Source organism: Arthrobacter sp. P1_B11 (assembly GCF_056406715.1).
In genome coordinates, this window is the sequence record NZ_JBFTZQ010000008.1 from 29077 (window position 1) to 47676 (window position 18600).

19 protein-coding genes are annotated in these 18600 nt (G+C 66.2%); 10 read left to right on the plus strand and 9 right to left on the minus strand.

Features of this window, described 5'->3' with window-relative positions:
- Nucleotides 1–68 precede the first annotated feature (68 nt).
- The 5 genes from AC1D14_RS08660 to AC1D14_RS08680 all read left to right on the plus strand — a co-directional run bounded on the left by AC1D14_RS08660 (nucleotide 69) and on the right by AC1D14_RS08680 (nucleotide 5617).
- On the plus strand, nucleotides 69–1124 hold the full coding sequence (locus tag AC1D14_RS08660; protein WP_476968310.1) for a zinc-dependent alcohol dehydrogenase family protein: 1056 nt from the start codon (nucleotides 69–71) through the stop codon (nucleotides 1122–1124).
- 86 nt (nucleotides 1125–1210) lie between these two features.
- Nucleotides 1211–1528: a hypothetical protein gene (locus tag AC1D14_RS08665; protein WP_230119311.1), complete on the plus strand. Its 318-nt coding sequence runs from the start codon at nucleotides 1211–1213 to the stop codon at nucleotides 1526–1528.
- Nucleotides 1529–1559: 31 nt separating this feature from the next.
- Nucleotides 1560–4364 (plus strand): PEP/pyruvate-binding domain-containing protein, encoded by a 2805-nt coding sequence (locus AC1D14_RS08670; protein WP_476968311.1) that lies wholly within the window; start codon nucleotides 1560–1562, stop codon nucleotides 4362–4364.
- Nucleotides 4365–4653: 289 nt separating this feature from the next.
- A complete protein-coding gene (locus tag AC1D14_RS08675) occupies nucleotides 4654–4857 on the plus strand; it encodes a cold-shock protein (protein WP_013599688.1) in 204 nt (67 codons plus the stop codon).
- Between the two features lie 139 nt (nucleotides 4858–4996).
- Nucleotides 4997–5617, plus strand: coding sequence for a DinB family protein (locus tag AC1D14_RS08680; RefSeq protein ID WP_230119309.1), 621 nt, complete (start codon nucleotides 4997–4999; stop codon nucleotides 5615–5617).
- Nucleotides 5618–5703: 86 nt separating this feature from the next.
- Here AC1D14_RS08680 and AC1D14_RS08685 read toward each other — a convergent pair whose 3' ends face one another.
- Nucleotides 5704–6837, minus strand: a complete 1134-nt coding sequence (locus AC1D14_RS08685) for an acyl-CoA dehydrogenase family protein (protein WP_476968330.1) — start codon at nucleotides 6835–6837, stop codon at nucleotides 5704–5706.
- A 253-nt stretch (nucleotides 6838–7090) separates the two neighbouring features.
- Between AC1D14_RS08685 and AC1D14_RS08690 the strand changes: the two genes are divergently transcribed.
- The gene (locus tag AC1D14_RS08690) at nucleotides 7091–8833 is read left to right on the plus strand and encodes an AMP-binding protein (RefSeq protein WP_230119307.1); all 1743 of its coding nucleotides are present in this window, start codon (nucleotides 7091–7093) and stop codon (nucleotides 8831–8833) included.
- A gap of 3 nt (nucleotides 8834–8836) precedes the next feature.
- Entirely contained in the window at nucleotides 8837–9343 is a 507-nt protein-coding gene (locus tag AC1D14_RS08695; protein WP_230119306.1) for a MarR family winged helix-turn-helix transcriptional regulator, read from the plus strand.
- Between the two features lie 40 nt (nucleotides 9344–9383).
- Here the strand turns inward: AC1D14_RS08695 and AC1D14_RS08700 are convergent, their stop codons facing one another.
- Both AC1D14_RS08700 and AC1D14_RS08705 read right to left on the minus strand, forming a co-directional pair.
- Nucleotides 9384–10058 (minus strand): PAS and ANTAR domain-containing protein, encoded by a 675-nt coding sequence (locus AC1D14_RS08700; protein WP_230119305.1) that lies wholly within the window; start codon nucleotides 10056–10058, stop codon nucleotides 9384–9386.
- Between the two features lie 29 nt (nucleotides 10059–10087).
- Complete coding sequence (locus AC1D14_RS08705; RefSeq protein ID WP_476968312.1) at nucleotides 10088–10444, minus strand: YegP family protein; 357 nt, start codon at nucleotides 10442–10444, stop codon at nucleotides 10088–10090.
- Nucleotides 10445–10773: 329 nt separating this feature from the next.
- Between AC1D14_RS08705 and AC1D14_RS08710 the strand changes: the two genes are divergently transcribed.
- Nucleotides 10774–11124: an ArsR/SmtB family transcription factor gene (locus tag AC1D14_RS08710; RefSeq protein ID WP_476968313.1), complete on the plus strand. Its 351-nt coding sequence runs from the start codon at nucleotides 10774–10776 to the stop codon at nucleotides 11122–11124.
- 21 nt (nucleotides 11125–11145) lie between these two features.
- On the opposite strand, the gene AC1D14_RS08715 is transcribed toward AC1D14_RS08710, so the two are convergent.
- From AC1D14_RS08715 to AC1D14_RS08740, 6 genes are all read right to left on the minus strand, one after another.
- Nucleotides 11146–11409, minus strand: coding sequence for a hypothetical protein (locus tag AC1D14_RS08715; RefSeq protein WP_230119303.1), 264 nt, complete (start codon nucleotides 11407–11409; stop codon nucleotides 11146–11148).
- 90 nt (nucleotides 11410–11499) lie between these two features.
- Complete coding sequence (locus tag AC1D14_RS08720) at nucleotides 11500–12255, minus strand: CPBP family glutamic-type intramembrane protease (protein ID WP_230119340.1); 756 nt, start codon at nucleotides 12253–12255, stop codon at nucleotides 11500–11502.
- Nucleotides 12256–12317: 62 nt separating this feature from the next.
- A complete protein-coding gene (locus tag AC1D14_RS08725; protein ID WP_230119302.1) occupies nucleotides 12318–13097 on the minus strand; it encodes an enoyl-CoA hydratase in 780 nt (259 codons plus the stop codon).
- A 33-nt stretch (nucleotides 13098–13130) separates the two neighbouring features.
- Nucleotides 13131–14108 (minus strand): 3-hydroxyisobutyrate dehydrogenase, encoded by a 978-nt coding sequence (gene mmsB / locus AC1D14_RS08730; protein WP_290369772.1) that lies wholly within the window; start codon nucleotides 14106–14108, stop codon nucleotides 13131–13133.
- The gene (locus tag AC1D14_RS08735) at nucleotides 14101–15195 is read right to left on the minus strand and encodes an enoyl-CoA hydratase/isomerase family protein (protein WP_476881615.1); all 1095 of its coding nucleotides are present in this window, start codon (nucleotides 15193–15195) and stop codon (nucleotides 14101–14103) included. Before AC1D14_RS08735 ends, mmsB begins: the two co-directional genes overlap by 8 nt.
- Nucleotides 15195–16694: a CoA-acylating methylmalonate-semialdehyde dehydrogenase gene (locus tag AC1D14_RS08740; RefSeq protein WP_230119300.1), complete on the minus strand. Its 1500-nt coding sequence runs from the start codon at nucleotides 16692–16694 to the stop codon at nucleotides 15195–15197. The genes AC1D14_RS08735 and AC1D14_RS08740 overlap by 1 nt, the downstream gene beginning before the upstream one ends.
- A gap of 154 nt (nucleotides 16695–16848) precedes the next feature.
- Between AC1D14_RS08740 and AC1D14_RS08745 the strand changes: the two genes are divergently transcribed.
- Both AC1D14_RS08745 and AC1D14_RS08750 read left to right on the plus strand, forming a co-directional pair.
- Nucleotides 16849–17655 (plus strand): exodeoxyribonuclease III, encoded by an 807-nt coding sequence (locus tag AC1D14_RS08745; protein WP_230119299.1) that lies wholly within the window; start codon nucleotides 16849–16851, stop codon nucleotides 17653–17655.
- Between the two features lie 33 nt (nucleotides 17656–17688).
- A complete protein-coding gene (locus tag AC1D14_RS08750) occupies nucleotides 17689–18588 on the plus strand; it encodes a DUF8083 family protein (RefSeq protein ID WP_230119298.1) in 900 nt (299 codons plus the stop codon).
- Nucleotides 18589–18600: the final 12 nt, after the last annotated feature.

The following is an 18600-nucleotide window of genomic DNA, read 5'->3' on the forward strand; positions in this document are numbered from 1 at the left end:
GGGCCGCCTCGTACGCGTGCGGGGTTTACACTCGTTCAGGTCACGCCCACCTTCCGACAGGAGCAGCCATGCGCGCCACCATTATCCACGGCCCCGGAGACATCAGGGTGGAGGACCGGGACTATCCGTCCGTCCAGCTCCCCACGGACGCGGTGGTCAAGGTGACTGCAGCATGTGTGTGCGGCTCAGACCTGTGGCCGTACCGCGGCGTGAAGCCAACCCACGTGCCCTCCGCCATAGGTCACGAATTCATCGGCGTGGTGGAGAGCGTCGGCGATGATGTGAAGGCTCTCAACGAGGGCGACTTCGTGATAGCCCCGTTCGTGGTGAGCTGCGGCGAGTGCCCGCAGTGCCTGAACGGCGTCACAGTCGCCTGCGACCGGCTCGCCGGCTGGGGCGGCAAGGACGATGCAGGATTAAGGATCGACGGCGGCCAGGGCCAGGCAGTGCGTGTCCCCCTTGCCGAGTCCACCCTGGTCAGGGTGCCCGACGTCGGCGACCCAGACGATGCGCTCCGGAAGAACCTCCTGACGCTGTCCGACGTCATGGCCACCGGCCACCACGCCGCCCTCAGCGCCCAGGTCTCGCCCGGCCGGACCGTTGTGGTGGTGGGCGACGGCGCCGTGGGGCTGTGCGGTGTCTTGGCAGCCAGGCGCTTGGGTGCCGAGCGGATCATCGCGATGTCGCGCCACGCTGACCGGCAGGCCATCGCCCGCGAGTTTGGCGCCACGGACATCGTGGAAGAACGCGGCGACAACGGCGTGGCGAAGGTCCGTGAGCTGCTCGGCGGCGTCCTCGCGGACTCGGTGCTGGAGTGCGTGGGGACCAAGGAGTCCATGGAACAGGCCCTGCATTCGGTCCGTCCAGGCGGCGCCCTGGGGTTCGTCGGGGTACCGACCGGCGGCGCCGAGATTCCGCTGCGCTATCTGTTCGATAGGAACATCACCGTGGCAGGCGGGATGGCTCCCGCCCGTACATATATCCCGGAACTGCTGGCAGACGTGCTGGCCGGGACCATCAACCCGGGCCGGGTGTTCGACGTCGAAATGCCGCTCGAGGAAGCAGCCGAGGCCTACAAGGCAATGGACGAACGCCGGGCCATCAAGGTGCTGCTGACTCCATAAGACGGACCCGCTCCGGCTATTGCATGGCCGCGGGCCGGGGTCTAGCGTGATCGGCATCAGCATCCACCGCCCCTCAAGGAGCCGTCATGGCCGGGTTTGTGCAGATCATCGAATTCCAAAGTTCCCGCATCAAGGAGATTGAAGAATTGGGCCGTCCGTCAAGGACCGAGGGAGCGACTGACCCCACGTTCCGTCGCATCGTGGCCACCGCGGACCGCGACCGGCCGGGGACCTACTTCACCATCGTCGAATTCGATTCCTACGAGTCGGCCATGGAAAACTCCAACCGGCCGGAAACGTCCGACTTCGCCGCGAAGATGGCGGCGCTGTGTGACGGACCACCGGTCTTCCGCAACCTTGACGTCATGTGGGAGGACACGGGCGAGGCTTCGGACGCTCCCTAGCGGCCGAAATCCGCGAAACCGGGAGCCGGAGATGGCCTCCCCGCAGCACGCCGACCAGGACAGTCTCGTGCTGGAGCTCGGCAGCCTCGGCTCGGCACCACTTTCCCGGGTGGGCGGCAAGGCCCTCAACCTCGGGAAGCTGGCCGCTGCGGGTTTCCCCGTGCCGCCAGGTTTCTGCCTGACCACCTCGGCCTACGCACTGGCGGTTCCACGGGAGCTGGACGCTCTGGCCGCTCGCCTTGACGGGATCGGCCCCGTGGCGGCCTCCACCGACGCCGAGGCAGCGATTGCCGAGCGCCAGCTTGAACGGACGCAGCCTGCCGAGCGCCAGCTTGCCCAGCGGGCGCGGGAGCTTGTGGGGACGTCACCGGTCCCACCGGAAGTCGCAGCCGCCCTCCGCACTGGCTACGCAGCGTTGGGTGCCGCGCCCGGCGCCGAACACGCCCCGGCGGTGGCGGTTCGCTCCTCCGCCACCGCGGAGGACCTGTCCTTCGCGAGCTTCGCCGGGCAACAGGATTCGTTCCTGGATGTCGTCGGTGCCGACGCTGTGATCGAGGCCGTCCGGCGATGCTGGGCCTCCCTGTGGACCGACCGGGCGGTTGCCTACCGCTCGGCCAACGGGATCAGCCATCGTGACACAGGACTCGCCGTCGTCGTCCAGCTTTTCGTCGACGCCGCCACTGCGGGTGTGTTGTTTACCGCCAATCCGGTAACCGGCACACGCGGTGAAACCGTCATCGATGCGAGCCCGGGACCAGGCCAGGCGGTGGTCTCCGGGGCAGTGAATCCGGACCATTTCACCGTGGACAGTGCGACGGGGCGGATTCTGCAGCTTGTCCGCGGACGCGTCGGTGCGGCCACTGCCGACCTCGAGCCCGGCAACGCCGGTGGCCAGCCGAGCCTTGCCGACGCCGAGGTCCGTGCTCTGACCGCGCTGGGCCTCGACGCCCAGCGGCTGTTCGGCGAACCCCAGGACGTCGAATGGGTCATCGACGCCGGCGGCATGATTTGGCTGACCCAGTCGCGTCCGATCACCACGCTGTACCCCCTGCCCGATCCATCGTCCGCGGAACCGTTCGGCGTTGAATCCGAGCCAACATCCGACGTCCGCGTTTATCTGTGCGGCTCCCTGCTCCAGGGGCTGACCCGCCCCATCACGCCAATGGGGCTTTCCGCGCTGGGCATGTGGGGCGACCGCAGATCGCCGTGGACCTACGTCAGCCCCGGCCTGCGCATGTATATGGACCTCACCCCTTTAGTGCGCAGCAAGTCCGGCCGCCGGGCCCTGGTGAGAATGCTCCCCCTGGCGGACGGTCGCTCGGCAGCCGTTCTCCCCGCACTTCTGGACGACCCGAGATTCAGGGTCATCAAGCACCCGCTCAGGAAAGCGCCGGCCACAGCGGACGGGGCCCGCGGAGGCGGTTCCTTTGCCAGCCCTGGCCTGGTGACGTGGCTGCTTCCGGCCCTGATTCGAGCCGTTCTCCGGCCGGAAGCAGAATTGCGCAGGGCACGGACCTTCGCACAACGCCTCGCGAAGGATCTGGCACTGCGCGAGCCCGCTACCGCCTTCCGGCGCCTCGACCACGCCGAGCATGCAGCGGCGCGGACGGTTGATGGCCTCTTCCGATCCACACTGCCGGGACCCGCCACGGGCTATACGATGCTGGCCCTGGCCCGCTGGCTTCTGCGCGGAATTGCCGAACCTCGCGAGCTGGAAGCAGTCCTCCGCGGATTGCCCCACAATGTGACCACCGAAATGGACCTTGAACTCTGGCGTTTTTCCGTGTCCATCGCCGGGGACCCCGCCTCGCGCAGCGCATTCCTCGACAAACAGCCTGATGAACTGGCCGTCAGCTACGCCGCAGGAGAGCTGCCCGCTGTGGCGCAGGCCGGCCTGCGCGGATTCCTGGAACGTTATGGCCACCGCGCCGTGGCGGAGATCGACTTGGGCATGCCCCGGTGGGCCGAGAAGCCGGACCATCTTCTCGGGATGATTTCCAACTACCTTCGGGTGGAGGATCCGGAACAGGCTCCGGACCGGCAATTCCAGCGGGCGTCCGATCACGCGGAGGCGAGAATTCGCAGCCTCGTTGAGCGGGCCCGTACAAGGAGCCAGCTGCGGGGCCGTCTGGTGGCGCTGTGCCTGCACCGGTCACGGCAGCTGTGCGGGCTACGCGAACTTCCGAAGTTCTACGTCGTCACGGTGCTCGGTGAAATGCACAGGCAGCTCACCGCCGTCGGCGCCGAGATGGCCAGGACCGGTGCCGTCGCCGCCGCCGCCGACGTCTTCTTCCTCAGCTTCGACGAGGTCCGCGTGGGCCTGCGCGGCGCCGATCTGAAGGGAATGGTGACCGACCGCCGTCGAATTTATGATGCTGAACTGCGGCGCCGGCGAATTCCCCGGCTCCTGCTCTCCGATGGCACGGACGTCGAGGCCGTGGTCGCCGGTGCGGCCGCGGCCGTGGTCGCCGGTGCGGCCGCGGCCCCCGGAGGAATGGTCGGGACACCCGCATCCACAGGCACGGCCACTGGACGGGTCAGGGTGATCCTGGACCCTGTGGGCGCGCGCCTCGAACCCGGGGAAATCCTGGTGGCGCCTTCCACAGATCCGGGTTGGACGCCGCTCTTCCTGACCGCTGGTGCGCTGGTGATGGAAATGGGCGGCGTCATATCCCACGGGGCGGTTGTCGCCCGGGAGTACGGCATCCCCGCCGTCGTGGGCGTGCCGGACGCCACCAGCAGGCTGCGCACCGGTCAGACCGTAACTGTGGACGGCGCAGCCGGGACTGTTACCGAGGTTGCGACCGCCGCAGCCGACGTTGGGACCGTGAGGTAGTCCGGTCCTTGGAGGAGCAGATCGGGGACCCTCCATAGCCCGCGGAATGCCCCGGGATTTCGTGCTGCTGCAGGCGGACGTCTTCAAATTCGCCCTGCCCGGGACCAGGAAACCGCAGGTCCGGCCACCCCCTGCGGACCGAATCTGCCGTTACAGGAGGGACAGTTGATGACGGTAGCTATTGCACGGCCAGCGTACGCACCCTAGGTTTGAGACAGCGGAAGACAGTCTCCGCATCTGCCTGCCGTCGGAGCAGGACCAGAAAAGGGTTACAAAGGAAGTAGTAGTAATGGCAACAGGCACAGTTAAATGGTTCAACGCCGAAAAGGGTTTTGGCTTCATCGCTCCGGATGACGGATCAGCAGATGTTTTCGCGCACTACTCGGCAATTGCCAGCAGCGGCTACCGCTCCCTGGATGAAAACCAGAAGGTCGAATTCGATGTGACCCAGGGTCCCAAGGGACCGCAGGCAGAGAACATTCGCCCGCTGTAAGGCTTGAAAACTGCCCGGGATGTGCCGACTGGCACATCCCGGGCAGTTTCTTAACTACTTACATGGACGGAGTTCGTGGACCGCCGATCCGGACCGCGCAGACACCCCATACCGGGGCGATCTCGGTAGAGTGCCCACTATGGATGACAAAGCGATTCTGCACCGCTACCTCCGCACGCGCCGGGCCCAGCTGCTCGCAAAGCTCGACGGCCTCGGTGAGTATGACGCCCGCCGCCCAATGACGCCCACCGGGACCAACCTGCTGGGCCTGGTCAAGCACGTTGCGAGCGTGGAGCTGGGCTACTTCGGTAAGGTGTTTGGCCGCCCCAGTGAGCGGGACGTCCCCTGGCTCGACGACGGCGCGGAACCGGATGCTGATATGTGGGCGACGGCTTCGGAGACCCGCGATGAGATCGTGGACCTGCACCGCTTCTCAGCCTCCCACAGCGACGCCACTATCGAGGAACTGCCCCTCGACGCGCCCGGCGTGGTGCCGTGGTGGCCCGAAGAGCGGAAGCACGTGACCCTGCAGCAGATCTTGGTGCACATGTGCGCAGAGACGGCCCAGCACCTGGGGCACGCCGACATTCTGCGGGAACTCATCGACGGCTCAGCCGGGCAAGGGTCCAACGACCCCAATATCCCGCAGCGGAGCGCCGCCGAGCAGACGGCGCACTTCGGCCGGATCGAGGCCGCGGCACGCGAAGCGGCGACTCCGGCGGAAACGCCCGCAACGCCGCCGTTCGTGTCTGAACGCTAGGCATCAGCGCCCCGCGGTTTGTCGCCGGCTTTAGGCCTTGGGATTCGGCGCCGGCTTTAGCGCCGGCTTTAGGCTCTGGGGCAGCGCTAGACGAAGGCCGACACCCCCGTTACCGCCCGCGCCACGATGAGCGAGTTGATCTCGTAGCTGCCCTCGTAGGTGTAGAGGATTTCAGCGTCCCCGAACAGCTTTCCCATTTCGAAGTCGCTGCTGATGCCGTTGCCGCCCAGCAGCGAACGCCCCATGGCCACCGAGGCACGCGCCAGCCGGGTGGTGGTGGACTTGGCCATGGCGGCCTGGGCCATCTCGAGTTTGCCTTCCTCCTGGATCCTGGCAAGCTGGGCCATCAGCGCCAGGGACGCGGACGCATTGCCGAGGATCTCGGCGAGTTGCTGCTGGATCAGCTGGAAGCGGGCCAGCTCCTTGCCGAACTGCCGGCGCTGCAGCGAGTAGGCGCGCGCGACGTCGAACGCGGCCAGCTGGATCCCGGCCCCCTGCCAGCCGACCCAGGCACGCGAGTCCCGCAGGAGCTCGTTGGCCTTGGAGAAGTCCGTAGCCCCGGGGAGCAGGCTGGCCTCCGGGATTCGGACGTTGTCCAGCACGATGTCCGCGTTCTGCATGATCCGCAGGCCGATCTTGTTGGCGATCTTAGTGGCCGTGTAGCCGGGCCGGTCCGTTTCCACGATGAAACCCTTGATCTGCTGGTCGGCCTCATCCCGGGCCCACACCAGGGCAAAATCAGCAATGGTGCCGGCTCCGATCCAGCGTTTGGCCCCGTTGATCACCCACTCGCCGTCCTCGAGCCGGGCAGTGGTTGCCAGGCCGCCGGCGATGTCCGATCCGTGGTCCGGCTCTGTCAGGGCGAAGGCCCCCAACTGCGTGAAGGCAGTCAGTCCGGGCAGCCAGCGCTGCTTCTGTTCGTCGGAGCCGAGCGCCTGGATCATGCCCACAATCAGCTCGTTGTGGATGCCCACCAGGGCGGAAAGCGACACGTCGGCCCGGGCAACCTCCACGTACATGAGGCCTTTGAAGAGCGTGGACGTGCCGTCCGTCTGCAGCCCGCCGAGTCCGCGCTTTCCCATCTCAGCCAGCAGCCCAAACGGGAATTCCTCGCGGTTCCAGTAGTCGATGGACTGTGCCCTCACCCTGGCCTGCAGGAACTCCCGGATGTCCACGTAGCGCTTCCGCTCGTCGGGAGGGAGCAGGTCGGCAATGTACATGAGGTCGGCGTCGGGGAACGGCGGCGCGGAAACCTCCGGCCCGCCTGCCGCCTGCGGAGGCACCGTCCGCCGGGCAGCATCAGCACCTGCGGATTGCATGCCTTCCGATTGCATATCTGTGGATGGTGCGCTGTCACGTCCTTGTGGCTGCACGGGCATGTATCCCTTCGCTCTTCCAAACCCTTGGATGTCCTAGTATATTGCACAGTGATGTGGATCACTAGGACGTGCATCCCGAGGCGAAAGGTGCCCCATGACAGTCACCGATGACTTCCGTGCAGCACGCGACCAGCTGCTGGCCCTGCGCGATGACTACGGACAGGCCCGGGGCAGCTTCCAGTGGCCACGGTTCGAGGAGTTCAACTTCGCCCTGGACTGGTTCGACGCCGTCGCGGCGGATCCGGCCACCGGCGGCAACCCCGCGCTGGTGATCGTGGAACAGGACGGTTCGGCCACGCGGCGCAGCTTCGGCAAGCTGTCGGCACGCTCAAACCAGGTGGCCAACTGGCTCCGCAGCCAGGGCGTTCGGCGCGGGGACCGCATGATCATCATGCTGGGGAATCAGGTGGAGCTGTGGGAGCTTATGCTGGCCGGCATCAAGCTCGGCATCGTGCTCATCCCCACCACCACCCTGATGGGTCCGGCGGACCTGGAGGACCGCGTGGAGCGCGGCGAGGCGGCGTGGGCCGCCGTCGGAAGTTCCAACATCGGCAAGTTTGCCGACGTTCCCGGCGCCTACACACTGATTGAAATCGGCGAAGCCGGCACCGCACCCACCCGCGCGGTCCAATACTCCGACTCCGCCGCCTCCGCCGAGGACTTCACCCCGGACGCAGTCACGAAGGCCGATGAGACCCTGCTGCTGTACTTCACCTCGGGCACCACGTCGAAGGCCAAACTCGTGGAGCACACGCACACGTCCTACCCCGTGGGCCACCTGTCCACGATGTACTGGATCGGCCTGGAGCCCGGGGACGTGCACCTGAACGTTGCCTCCCCGGGATGGGCGAAACACGCCTGGTCCAACGTTTTTACGCCGTGGATCGCCGAGGCCTGCGTGTTCATCTACAACTACGACCGCTTCGACGCCCGCGCCCTGATGGACCAGATGGACCGCGAAAAGGTCACCAGCTTCTGCGCCCCGCCCACGGTCTGGCGAATGCTCATCCAAGCAGACCTCACGCTCCTCCGGAACCCGCCCACCAAGGTGGTTTCGGCCGGTGAACCGCTCAACGCCGAGGTGATCGGGCAGGTCCACCGGGCCTGGGGCCAGACCATCCGGGACGGCTTCGGCCAGACCGAGACCACGGTGCAGGTGGCCAACACCCCGGGCCAGCCGGTCAAGATCGGCGCCATGGGCCAGCCGCTGCCCGGTTACGATGTGGTTCTCGTTGACCCCGCCACCGGCGAAGAAGCCGACGACGGCGAGCTCTGCCTGCGCCTGGACCCCCGCCCCGTGGGGCTGATGAAGGCGTACTACGGCGACCCCGGGAAGACGTCGGACGCCTTCCGCGGCGGCTACTATCACACGGGCGACATGGCCAGCCGGGACGAGCGCGGCATCATCACCTATGTGGGCCGCGATGACGATGTCTTCAAGTCCTCCGACTACAGGCTGTCCCCGTTCGAACTGGAGAGTGTCCTGATCGAGCACCCGGCGGTGGCCGAGGCCGCAGTCGTGCCTTCTCCGGATCCGGTCAAGCTGTCAGTGCCCAAGGCCTTCGTGGTCCTCGCAGCTGGCCATGAGCCCGGGCCGGAACTCGCCGAGGAGATCCTGCGCTACTGCCGCGATCACCTGGCTCCCTTCAAGCGCATCCGCCGCATCGAATTCGCCGACCTGCCGAAGACCATCTCCGGCAAGATCCGGCGCGTCGAACTGCGGCACAGCGAGGAGATCCGGCACGCCGGCAATTCCGTTTCCGGCAGTCCCCTCGCCCAAAACCTGGGCACGGAATATTCGGAAACGGACTTTCCGAGCCTGAAGAGCCAGGGGTGAGCGATGGGAACACCGCTGCCCCGCGACCCCATCGCCGACGCCCAGCGGAACTGGGAACGCCACGGCTGGGGTAATGTCGCCGCGCCGATGGCCGCCATTACCGCGATCATGCGTACCCAGCAAATTCTCCTGGCCCGTATCGAGGGGGCGCTCAAGCCGTTTGGCCTGACCTTCGCACGCTACGAGTTGCTTGCCCTGCTGAGTTTTGCCCGGAGCGGCGCCCTGCCCATGAGCAAGGCGAGCGCCCTGCTCCAGGTCCATCCGACGTCGGTGACCAACGCCGTCGACCGCCTCGAAAAGGCCGGCCTGGTGATCCGTTCACCGCATCCCACGGACGGGCGCACCACACTGATCGAGCTCACCACCGAGGGGCGCACCGTTGCCAAAAGAGCGACGGCGGTACTCAACACCGAGGTTTTCAGCCAGTCCGGCTTCGCTGACGGTGAGGTGGACCAGCTGATCCGGATCCTGGGCGATTTCCGCCGCCAGGCAGGGGACTTCTCCGATTAACGGCGGACTCGCCGGCCGGGCCCGCAGTGGAGTCCTCAACTTAGCGGCCGGGCACGGCATCCTCGCCTGCTGCCCGCGCGGACGGCAGGAGTAATTCCTGCACGAAGGCGTCGAGCAGGGCCGCCTGATGCGGACTGTTGGCAAGCTGCACCAGATCGGCCGCCGTGCTGGACAGCTTGATGTTGGTGTGCTGGCTGTGGGTGGAAAGAAGGTCGAAGGCGGCATCGGAGCCGATCCGCAGGATCCCCATGAGTATTCCCTTGGCCTGTTCAATGGTGCTTCGTGTCCCGACGGCCCCTTCGACCGCCTCGCGGGACGCCCGTTCGGTCTCCCAGCGAAGCGTGCTGGTGAGGTCGATAATGAAACCGTCCACCGCCCGCAGGACGCCTGCCTCCACCACCGCCTCCCCCGCAGTGAGGACGCGGTGCTCGCGCAAGCGGGAGTCGATAAGGCGGTGATAGCTGCAGAAAAATCCACCCGAAACACAGGCGGCGGCGAATACGTCGCGGCAGCGGTCCCTGTCCTCGGGGTGTTTGTGGGAGTAGAGAAGTTCGATCGTCGGCACGATCTCCCCGCGGCAGTACCCATGGAGGGCATAGATTTCATCGGACCAGTGCAGCTCAAGGGACTCCGCATCATAGCGAAACGTCCCGGCCACGCAGTCCGCGTCGCCAAGGGCGCTGGAGTACGTTTTTACGCTCTTCGGCTCGTTCATCGCGACATCTTCAGCCGCCCCGCGTCCGCTCATTTCACCCCGGGCGGCTGTCCGCTGGAGGAGGAAACGAGGGACCGGGCCGGGGCGGACAGCGTGCACGCCTGCCGCACCTCGGGGCGTGCCGGGAGGCCGCGCCGAAAGGCTGCCCCTGAACCGCCCGCTGGAACCGCAGCCGGGCGGCGCGGAGGCTGGCGGTCAGCCGGTGCCGCCGAAAGTTCCGTCACGTGGCCCATGCCTGCATACTCGCGAACAGCTGCAATACCCTCCACCGCTGCTGCCTTGTCGGGAAAGGCCCGGGACACTGCCATCACGGTACCGTCCGGGGCTGTGAGCTGAAATCTGAACGAAGCATCAGCGTCAATGAATAGTTCGAACATGCCGGCCATGAAGTCCTCCCCGATCAAGAGAATTATCAGGCTTCCGATGACGCCGTCGGCACCGGAAGCAGTCGAAGTGTTCCCTTATCGCGCCACAGACGATGGCGGGCGCGAATTGATGAATTCATGAAAGTGTGAACCAGTTGTGCCCATTTTTCAAGGCCGGTCCACGCCTTAGCACCGCCCCGGGCGTCCGTCCGAGACATTAGGATGCAGGTTTTGCCTGCCCGGGCATTTGGCGGTCCTAAGACAGACCGTTCTGTCTCTATACTTGATTCTAGGCGCGGCTGTTCGTCCCCGCCGGTATCGGATTGGGGACTGCAGCGGAGGGAAATTCAATGGATGACATGCCAGGCGGCGTTGTCCTGACCAACGTGAAAGCGGACCTCTTCAAATCGATGGGCCATCCGGCACGCATCCTCATCCTGGAGATGCTGGTTGCCGGCCCCGTGGCTGTAAGCCGGCTCCGGGACGACACGGGCCTGGAGGCCTCGAATCTTTCCCAGCACCTGGGAATCCTTAGACGACAGCGGCTGGTCATCCCATCCCGCAAGGACGGCCGCCTGTTCTACGAACTGTCCTGCAGTGACGTGAGCGAACTTCTGGAAGCGGCCGCCGGACTGCTTGGATCCGTCCGGCAATCCACAGGCGGGCTCCATACCTCCCGAAGCCTGCAGACTGCCGGCTGACGCCAGCTACCGGCCATCCCGCTAGGCCGGGCTTGCGGCCTCTTTCTGCGCGGACGATCCGAAGAGCCAGGCTGCAACGTCGCTTCGCAGGATCAGGTGGGGACTGCCAGTCGCACTGACGCTGCCGGCCGGCACGTAGTAGCCGCGGCCTGATCCCGGGCCTCCTACGGCACGGTCCAGTGCCTCCACGATCCGACGGCTCAAATGGCCGTGGGGACCGGCGGCGTGGATCTCCTCAAGTTCATCCAGGGTGAGTCGTCCCAGTACAGCAGCGATGTCTGCCACGATCGTTCCCTTCTCGCACAATTGCTTGAAGTGCAACGATAGAGCGCCGCGATTAACGGCGGGTGAAATCGCGGCGGCGATCAGCCGTACTCAGTACAGGAAAATGTCGAACCATGCCCGGTTATGGGCGTGGAGCAAAACGAGGAAGAGCACGAAGTCGAAGAGCAGGTGAACGGCCACAATGTAGGAAAGTGACTTCGTCACGGAGAATATGCGGGCCTGCAGGAGCGCGAAGGGAAAGATGAAGAGCGGCGCCCAGGCCCGGAATCCCAGTTCCCACAGGAAGGACGTGAACAGGACGGCCTGCAGGAGGTTGGCCTGCCAGTCGGGCAGGTGCCGCCGGAGCAGCGCGAAGGACGTGCAGATGAAGAACAGCTCGTCCCAGATACCCAGGGCGTTCGTTCCGACGAAGAGCCGCGCGATACCGTCGGGGTCATGTACGGCCGGCCAGTTGGCATAGACCCCTGTCCTGATCATGTAAACGGGCAGCACGGCGTAGCCCAGCACCACCACAAGGGGCAGGTACAACTTCTCTCCGCGCGTCCACTTATTGCCGGTCATGACCGGAAAGACCACTGCGTGTTCTTTGGTGATCCAGCGCGAAACGGCATACGGAATCCCCACGGCCAGGATCATGGCGGATCCCATGATGAGCATGTGCGAAGTGCTGATATCCGTGGTGATCGGAACAGCACTGACCGCGGCGACCCCCACCGCAATCAGGACGAGGTCGCGCAACAGCGCCCGGTCAACGAACGCAGCAACCACCAGCGCAGCTGCCAGCAGGGCGTAGCCGGGAACGCTCTGGTCCAACGCGAACAGGGTGAAGCCGGACAGCGACAGCATCGCCGCCGGGATGACGCGCAGGGAAGTCCCCTTGACAGTGCGCTGCACGGCCAGGGGGATGTTCACCGGTGCCTGAACTCCGGCTGGCGCTTCTCCGAGAAAGCCGCCATGCCTTCTTTCTGGTCCTCTGTGGCGAAGAGTGAATGGAAAAGCCTGCGCTCAAAAAGCACGCCCTGCGCCAGCCCCGTCTCAAACGCCGCGTTGACCGCTTCCTTGGCCAGCATGGCGGCGGGTTTTGACTTGGACGCGATGACTTCGGCTGCCTGCAGCGCCTCCTCCACGGTGTCTGCTGCCGGCACTACCCTGGCCACGAGACCGGAGCGTTCCGCCTCTTCGGCATCGATGAACCGGCCGGTCAGGATCATGTCCATCGCCTTGGCCTTGCCCACAGCGCGGGCCAGCCGCTGGGAGCCGCCCATGCCGGGAAGCACTCCAAGATTGATCTCCGGCTGGCCGAACTTGGCGTTGTCCCCGGCGATGATGAAATCGCACATCATCGCCAGTTCACAGCCGCCGCCCAGGGCGAAGCCGGACACCGCCGCAATCAGCGGAATCCGCAGCCTGGTCAGGTCTTCCCACCCGCGGAACCAGTCGGCGTCGTACATCTCGATGTAGCCCTTGGAGGCCATCTCCTTGATGTCCGCACCGGCTGCGAAAGCCTTGCCTGAACCTGTGATCACCACGGCGCCCACCCCAGGATCGGTGTCCATGGCTGACACCGCGGCAACGAGCTCATCGAGGGTCGCCCTGTTCAGGGCGTTCAGCGCCTCGGGCCGGTTCAGGGTCACCAGGCCCACACGGCCACGGCGCTCCACCAGAATGTTCCCGTACTCCTGCGACATGCGTGCCCCTCATGGTTGGTCGTAAAACTAAGACTACTGACCGGACTTGTCCCGGATGTCGGTGATGATGCCGGAAAAATCCCGTCCGGCACCGCCCTCGGCGGCGAAGGCGTCATATATTTCCGAAGCCAGCGGTCCCATGCGGGCCGCAACGCCCGTGCTTTGGACGGCGTTGAGGGCCAGCCTGAGGTCCTTCGCCATCAGCGCACCGGCGAAGCCGGGCTGGTAGTCCCGGTTCGCCGGGCTCGTGGGCACCGGCCCCGGGACAGGGCAATTTGTGGTGAGCGCCCAGCACTGCCCGGACGCTGCCGAGGCGACGTCGAACAGTGCCTGATGCGTCAGCCCCAGCTTCTCGCCGAGGACGAAGGCCTCGCTCACGGCGATCATTGAGACACCCAGGATCAGGTTGTTGCAGACCTTCGCCGCCTGCCCGGCACCGTGCTGCCCGCAATGGACCACGCGCCGGCCCATCACCTCCAGCATCGGCCGCACGGCTTCAAAGTCCTCCGGCAGGGCGCCCACCATGAACGTCAGGGTGCCCGCCTCTGCGCCCACCACACCGCCGGAAACCGGCGCGTCGATTGCCCGGTGCCCGGCTTCGATTGCCAGCCGGGCCGCCTCCCGGGCCTCATCAACGTTGATGGTGGAGCAGTCCAGGAACATGGTGTCCGGGCCGGCAGCCGAGAGCAAACCGGCCCGCCCTTCTTCGCCCTGGTAGGCGTCCAGCACGTGCCGGCCGCTCGGGAACATGGTGAGGACCACGTCCGCCCCGGCCACTGCTTCGGCGGCGCTTCCCGCGGTGGGGACGCCGTGCTCACGCGCGGCTTCGAGGGCCGCCGGCACGACATCGAATCCCGCGACTGTGTAGCCGGCCTTGACCAGGTTGACCGCCATGGGACCGCCCATATGGCCCAGCCCGAGGAGCGCTATGTGCTCCTTCTTCTCCGCCGGGCCGGTGGCAGCCGCATCGCCGCTGGGCCCTGAAGCGTCCGGTGTCGCAACGTCAGGCATTGTCAGTCTCCTTCTCCAAAAGAACCAGCTCCCTGTCCCCCAACGGCGCAAAGAACCGCTCGACGTCGGCCGCGTGCACTTCCGACAGCGCGGGTGGCCGCCACTGCGGATTTCGGTCCTTGTCCACCACCTGCGCGCGGATCCCTTCGCGGAAGTCCGGGCCCGCCAAGCAGCGCAGTCCCACCCGGAATTCCTGAACGAGAGCCTCGTCGAGAGTGAGCCCCGCAGCGCGCCGCAGCGATGCGAGGGCCACCTTCACCGCCGTGGGTGACTTGGCCTCGATGGTGTCCGCAGCCTCAGCCGCCTCACCGCCCGCAGCCCGCAGCGTCCGAAGGATTTCCTCGGCGTCGCCGGCCGTGTAGCAGGCGTCGATCCAGTGCCGCTGCGCCTCCAGCCCCGAGGCCGGCGGCTTTTCGGCGAAGCGTCCGACGGCGGCTTCCGCGGTTTCGTGTTCAAGCGCTGCCGCCAGGTCTGCGAGCTTTTCGGACCGGACAAAGTGGTCGGCAAGTCCCAGGAACAGCGCATCGGCGCCGTCCAAATGGGCGCCGGTCAGGGCCGCATGGGTGCCGGCCTCCCCCGGCGAGCGCGCGAGCAGCAGGGTGCCGCCGACGTCGGGCACGAACCCGATGGTGGTTTCCGGCATCCCCGTCCTGGTCCGCTCAGTGACGATGCGGACGGAGCCGTGGGCGGAGATCCCCACGCCGCCGCCCAGGACCAGTCCGTCCATGAATGCCACATACGGCTTGGGATACCGGGAGATGAGCGAGTTGAGCCGGTACTCCGCTTCCCAGAAGCCGGCGGTCTCATCGCCGCCAGCCAGGATGTCGCGGTAAATGGCCACGATGTCCCCGCCCGCGCACAGGCCCCGTTCACCGGAACCCTGCACCAGGACGGTGGCCACGCCGTCGTCGTCGGCCCAGGCGGTGAGCCGGCGCAGCATTGCGGCCACCATGCCGGCGTTGAGCGCGTTGACCGCCCTGGGGCGGTTCAGCGTGATGACGCCCAAGTGGCCGCGCCGTTCAAACAGGACCTCCGCATCGGCATTGTCAGTATCAGTCGGGATTGAATCAGAGCGCCGCTCAGCCATCAGCTTCCTTCCGGCATGATGAAGCTGGCCCCTTGGCGGATACCCGAAGGCCACCGGGTGGTCACGGTCTTGGTCTTGGTATAGAACCGGAAGGCGTCGGCGCCGTGCTGGTTGAGGTCTCCGAAGCCGGACGACTTCCACCCGCCGAAGGTGTAATAGGCAATGGGCACCGGAATGGGCACGTTGATGCCCACCATGCCCACTTGGACCCGACTGGCGAAGTCGCGTGCGGCGTCCCCGTCTCGCGTGAAGATCGCCACGCCGTTGCCGAACTCGTGCTCGCTGCAGAGCCGGAGGGCTTCGTCATAGTCTGAGGCGCGCAGGACGCTCAGCACGGGGCCGAAGATCTCCTCCTTGTAGATCTTCATGTCCTTGGTGACGTTGTCGAAGAGCGTCGGTCCCACCCAGAAGCCGCCGCCGTAGCCTTCCACCGCAAGTCCGCGGCCGTCCGCCACCAGCGTGGCGCCTTCGTCGACACCGGACTGGATGTAGCCCTCGATCCGCTCCTTGGCAGCTGGCGCCACCACCGGCCCGAAGTCCGAGTCCTTGTCCAGGCTGTGGCCGACCTTCAGGCCCTTGATCCGCTCCTGGAGCCGTGACACGAGCCTGTCCGCAGTATCCTCACCCACCGGGACCGCCACGGAGATGGCCATGCAGCGTTCGCCGGCGGACCCGTACCCTGCCCCGATCAGGGCGTCGGCGGCCATGTCGAGGTCCGCGTCGGGCATGATCACCATGTGGTTCTTGGCCCCGCCGAAGCACTGGGCGCGCTTGCCGTGGGCGGCCGCGGTGGCGTAGATGTACTGGGCGATGGGCGTGGAGCCCACGAAGCCGATTGCCTTGACGCGTTCGTCCTCGAGCAGCGCGTCCACGGCTTCCTTGTCGCCGTTGACCACGTTGAACACGCCGTCCGGCACGCCGGCCTCCGTGAAGAGCTCGGCCAGCCGCAGGGGCACGGACGGGTCCCGTTCCGAGGGCTTGAGGATGAAGGCGTTGCCGGCCGCGAGGGCCGGGCCGGACTTCCAGAGCGGGATCATTGCAGGGAAGTTGAACGGCGTGATGCCCGCAACCACGCCCAGCGGCTGGCGCATGGAATGCACGTCAATGCCGGATCCCGCGTTGTCGGAGAACTCGCCCTTGAGCAGATGAGGGGCCCCAGCAGCGAACTCCACTACTTCGATGCCGCGCTGGATGTCGCCCTTGGCGTCCGGAATGGTCTTGCCGTGTTCCGAGGACAGCAGCCTGGCCAGCTCGTCCAGGTTCTCGTTCACGAGGTCCACGAACTTGAGCAGGATGCGGCCGCGGCGTTGGGGGTTCATAGCCCCCCACTCCAGTTGGGCCTTTTCCGCGCTGGCGATGACGTTGCGGACCTCCTCGGAGCTGGCCAGCGGCAGCCTGGCCTGGACCTCACCGGTACAGGGGTCATAAACATCGCTGAACCGGCCGGAGGTGCCGTCGACCCTGTGGCCGTCAATGTAGTGGGACAGTTCGCGCACCATGATGGAATGCTCCTTCGCATGTGACCCAGGTCATCTTGGACCTGAATATACTCGGACTTCCTACTAAATTCCAGAGTCCAGGAACCGGGATGGACGCGCGTTCCGCCTTTGGTGCCCCATTCACCCCGGGCCCAAGTTCGGTAAGTTAGGAACTGTGAAGATAGCTACCTGGAATGTGAACTCCCTCCGTGCCCGAGCTGACCGAGTGGAAGCCTGGCTGCAGCGCTCTGACTGCGATGTCCTGGCCATTCAGGAAACCAAGTGCAAGGACGACAACTTTCCGTGGGAGCTGTTCGAACGGATGGGCTACGAGGTGGCGCACTACGGCCTGAACCAGTGGAACGGCGTGGCAATTGCTTCCCGGGTGGGGCTCGACGACGTTGAACGCGCGTTTGTGGACCAGCCGGTGTTCGGCAAGGCGGGCAAGGACCCCATACAGGAAGCCCGCGCCATGGCAGCGACCTGCGGCGGCGTCCGCGTCTGGAGCCTCTACGTCCCCAACGGCCGCGCCCTCAACGATGAGCACATGCCCTACAAGCTCAAGTGGCTGGACTCCCTCAAGAACCACGCCGCCGGCTGGATCACGGAGAACCCCGAAGCGCAGATCGCGCTGATGGGCGACTGGAACATCGCGCCCACGGACGACGACGTCTGGGACATCGACATGTTCCTCTCCCAGGGGCTGACGCATGTCAGCGAACCCGAACGTGCCGCATTCCGCGCCTTCGAGCAGGTCGGCTACTCGGACGTGGTCCGCCCGCACACCCCCGGCCCCGGCGTCTACACCTACTGGGACTACACACAGCTACGCTTCCCCAAGAAGGAAGGCATGCGGATTGACTTCGTCCTGGCGTCGCCAGCCCTTGCCGCGCGTGTCACCGGAGCCTCGATTGACCGTGAGGAACGCAAGGGCAAGGGCGCCTCTGACCATGCCCCCGTGCTGGTGGAGCTTGCCGACTAATGGGGACAGACAACCAGTGACGGGGAGGCAATCATGACGGGAAACCTCTACCGGGGCCAGGCCGGCCTGCCGTTCTCGTCCACGCTCCGGGTCTATGAGCCGCTGGATGCCTTCCCCGAGGACCAGCAGGCTGCCCTCAAGGCGGCCGGCAAGCGTGCTGCCTCCCGCGCCGCCGTCGAAAACGCCGAGCTGCTGGCCTCGCTCGGACGGATCACCAGGCCCGGCGGCGATCCGTTCCCCACAGGACGGACCGATCTGGTGCGCATCACCCGCGCGCCCGGCGTGCCGGTGGAGAACGGTGCCAAAGACGCGGCGGACACGGAAAAATCCGACGGCGCTGCACTCCTTTACTGCCCCAGCCAGCTGGTGCTGCGGGCCGGGCTGGCGGCCAATGCGCTGATGGAGGGAATCCACGGGCCGCTGGCCGAACTCCTGATTCCGGAAGAGCAGCGCGACAGGCACCAGGAGCGGATCGATCTGGTCAACGCGCGCGAAGGCGCCACCCGCGTGCACACCCGGGCGTCCACCTGGGGCATCCCGTTCAGCTGGTTCTCCCTGTTCCTCGAGTCTGATCCGCAGGAAGTGGTGGAGTCCGGCGGCCGGATCCTCACCGTCCGGGTCTGGACGCCCATTGCCCAGGCCCTCGACCGGGTGCGTTACGCCGTGGCGAACCTCGCCCTGGCCGCGCCGGACCTCGACATGCTCGATGACCTCACGCAGCTCACCGAATGGCTGGAGCTCTTCCATGCGGATGCCATGGTCGAACTGGACTACGGGGCGGTGGCAGACAAGGTCTACCCGGATGATTCGCCCATGGACGTGCGCCTTGGCATCGAGTGCCTCGCCGAGGGAGACATGACCGGCGCAGCTGCCGCCTACCGCAGGCTCGCTTCGCGCTGGATCCCCATCCGGCAGCTGGCGCGGGCATCCTGACCGCCTGACGCC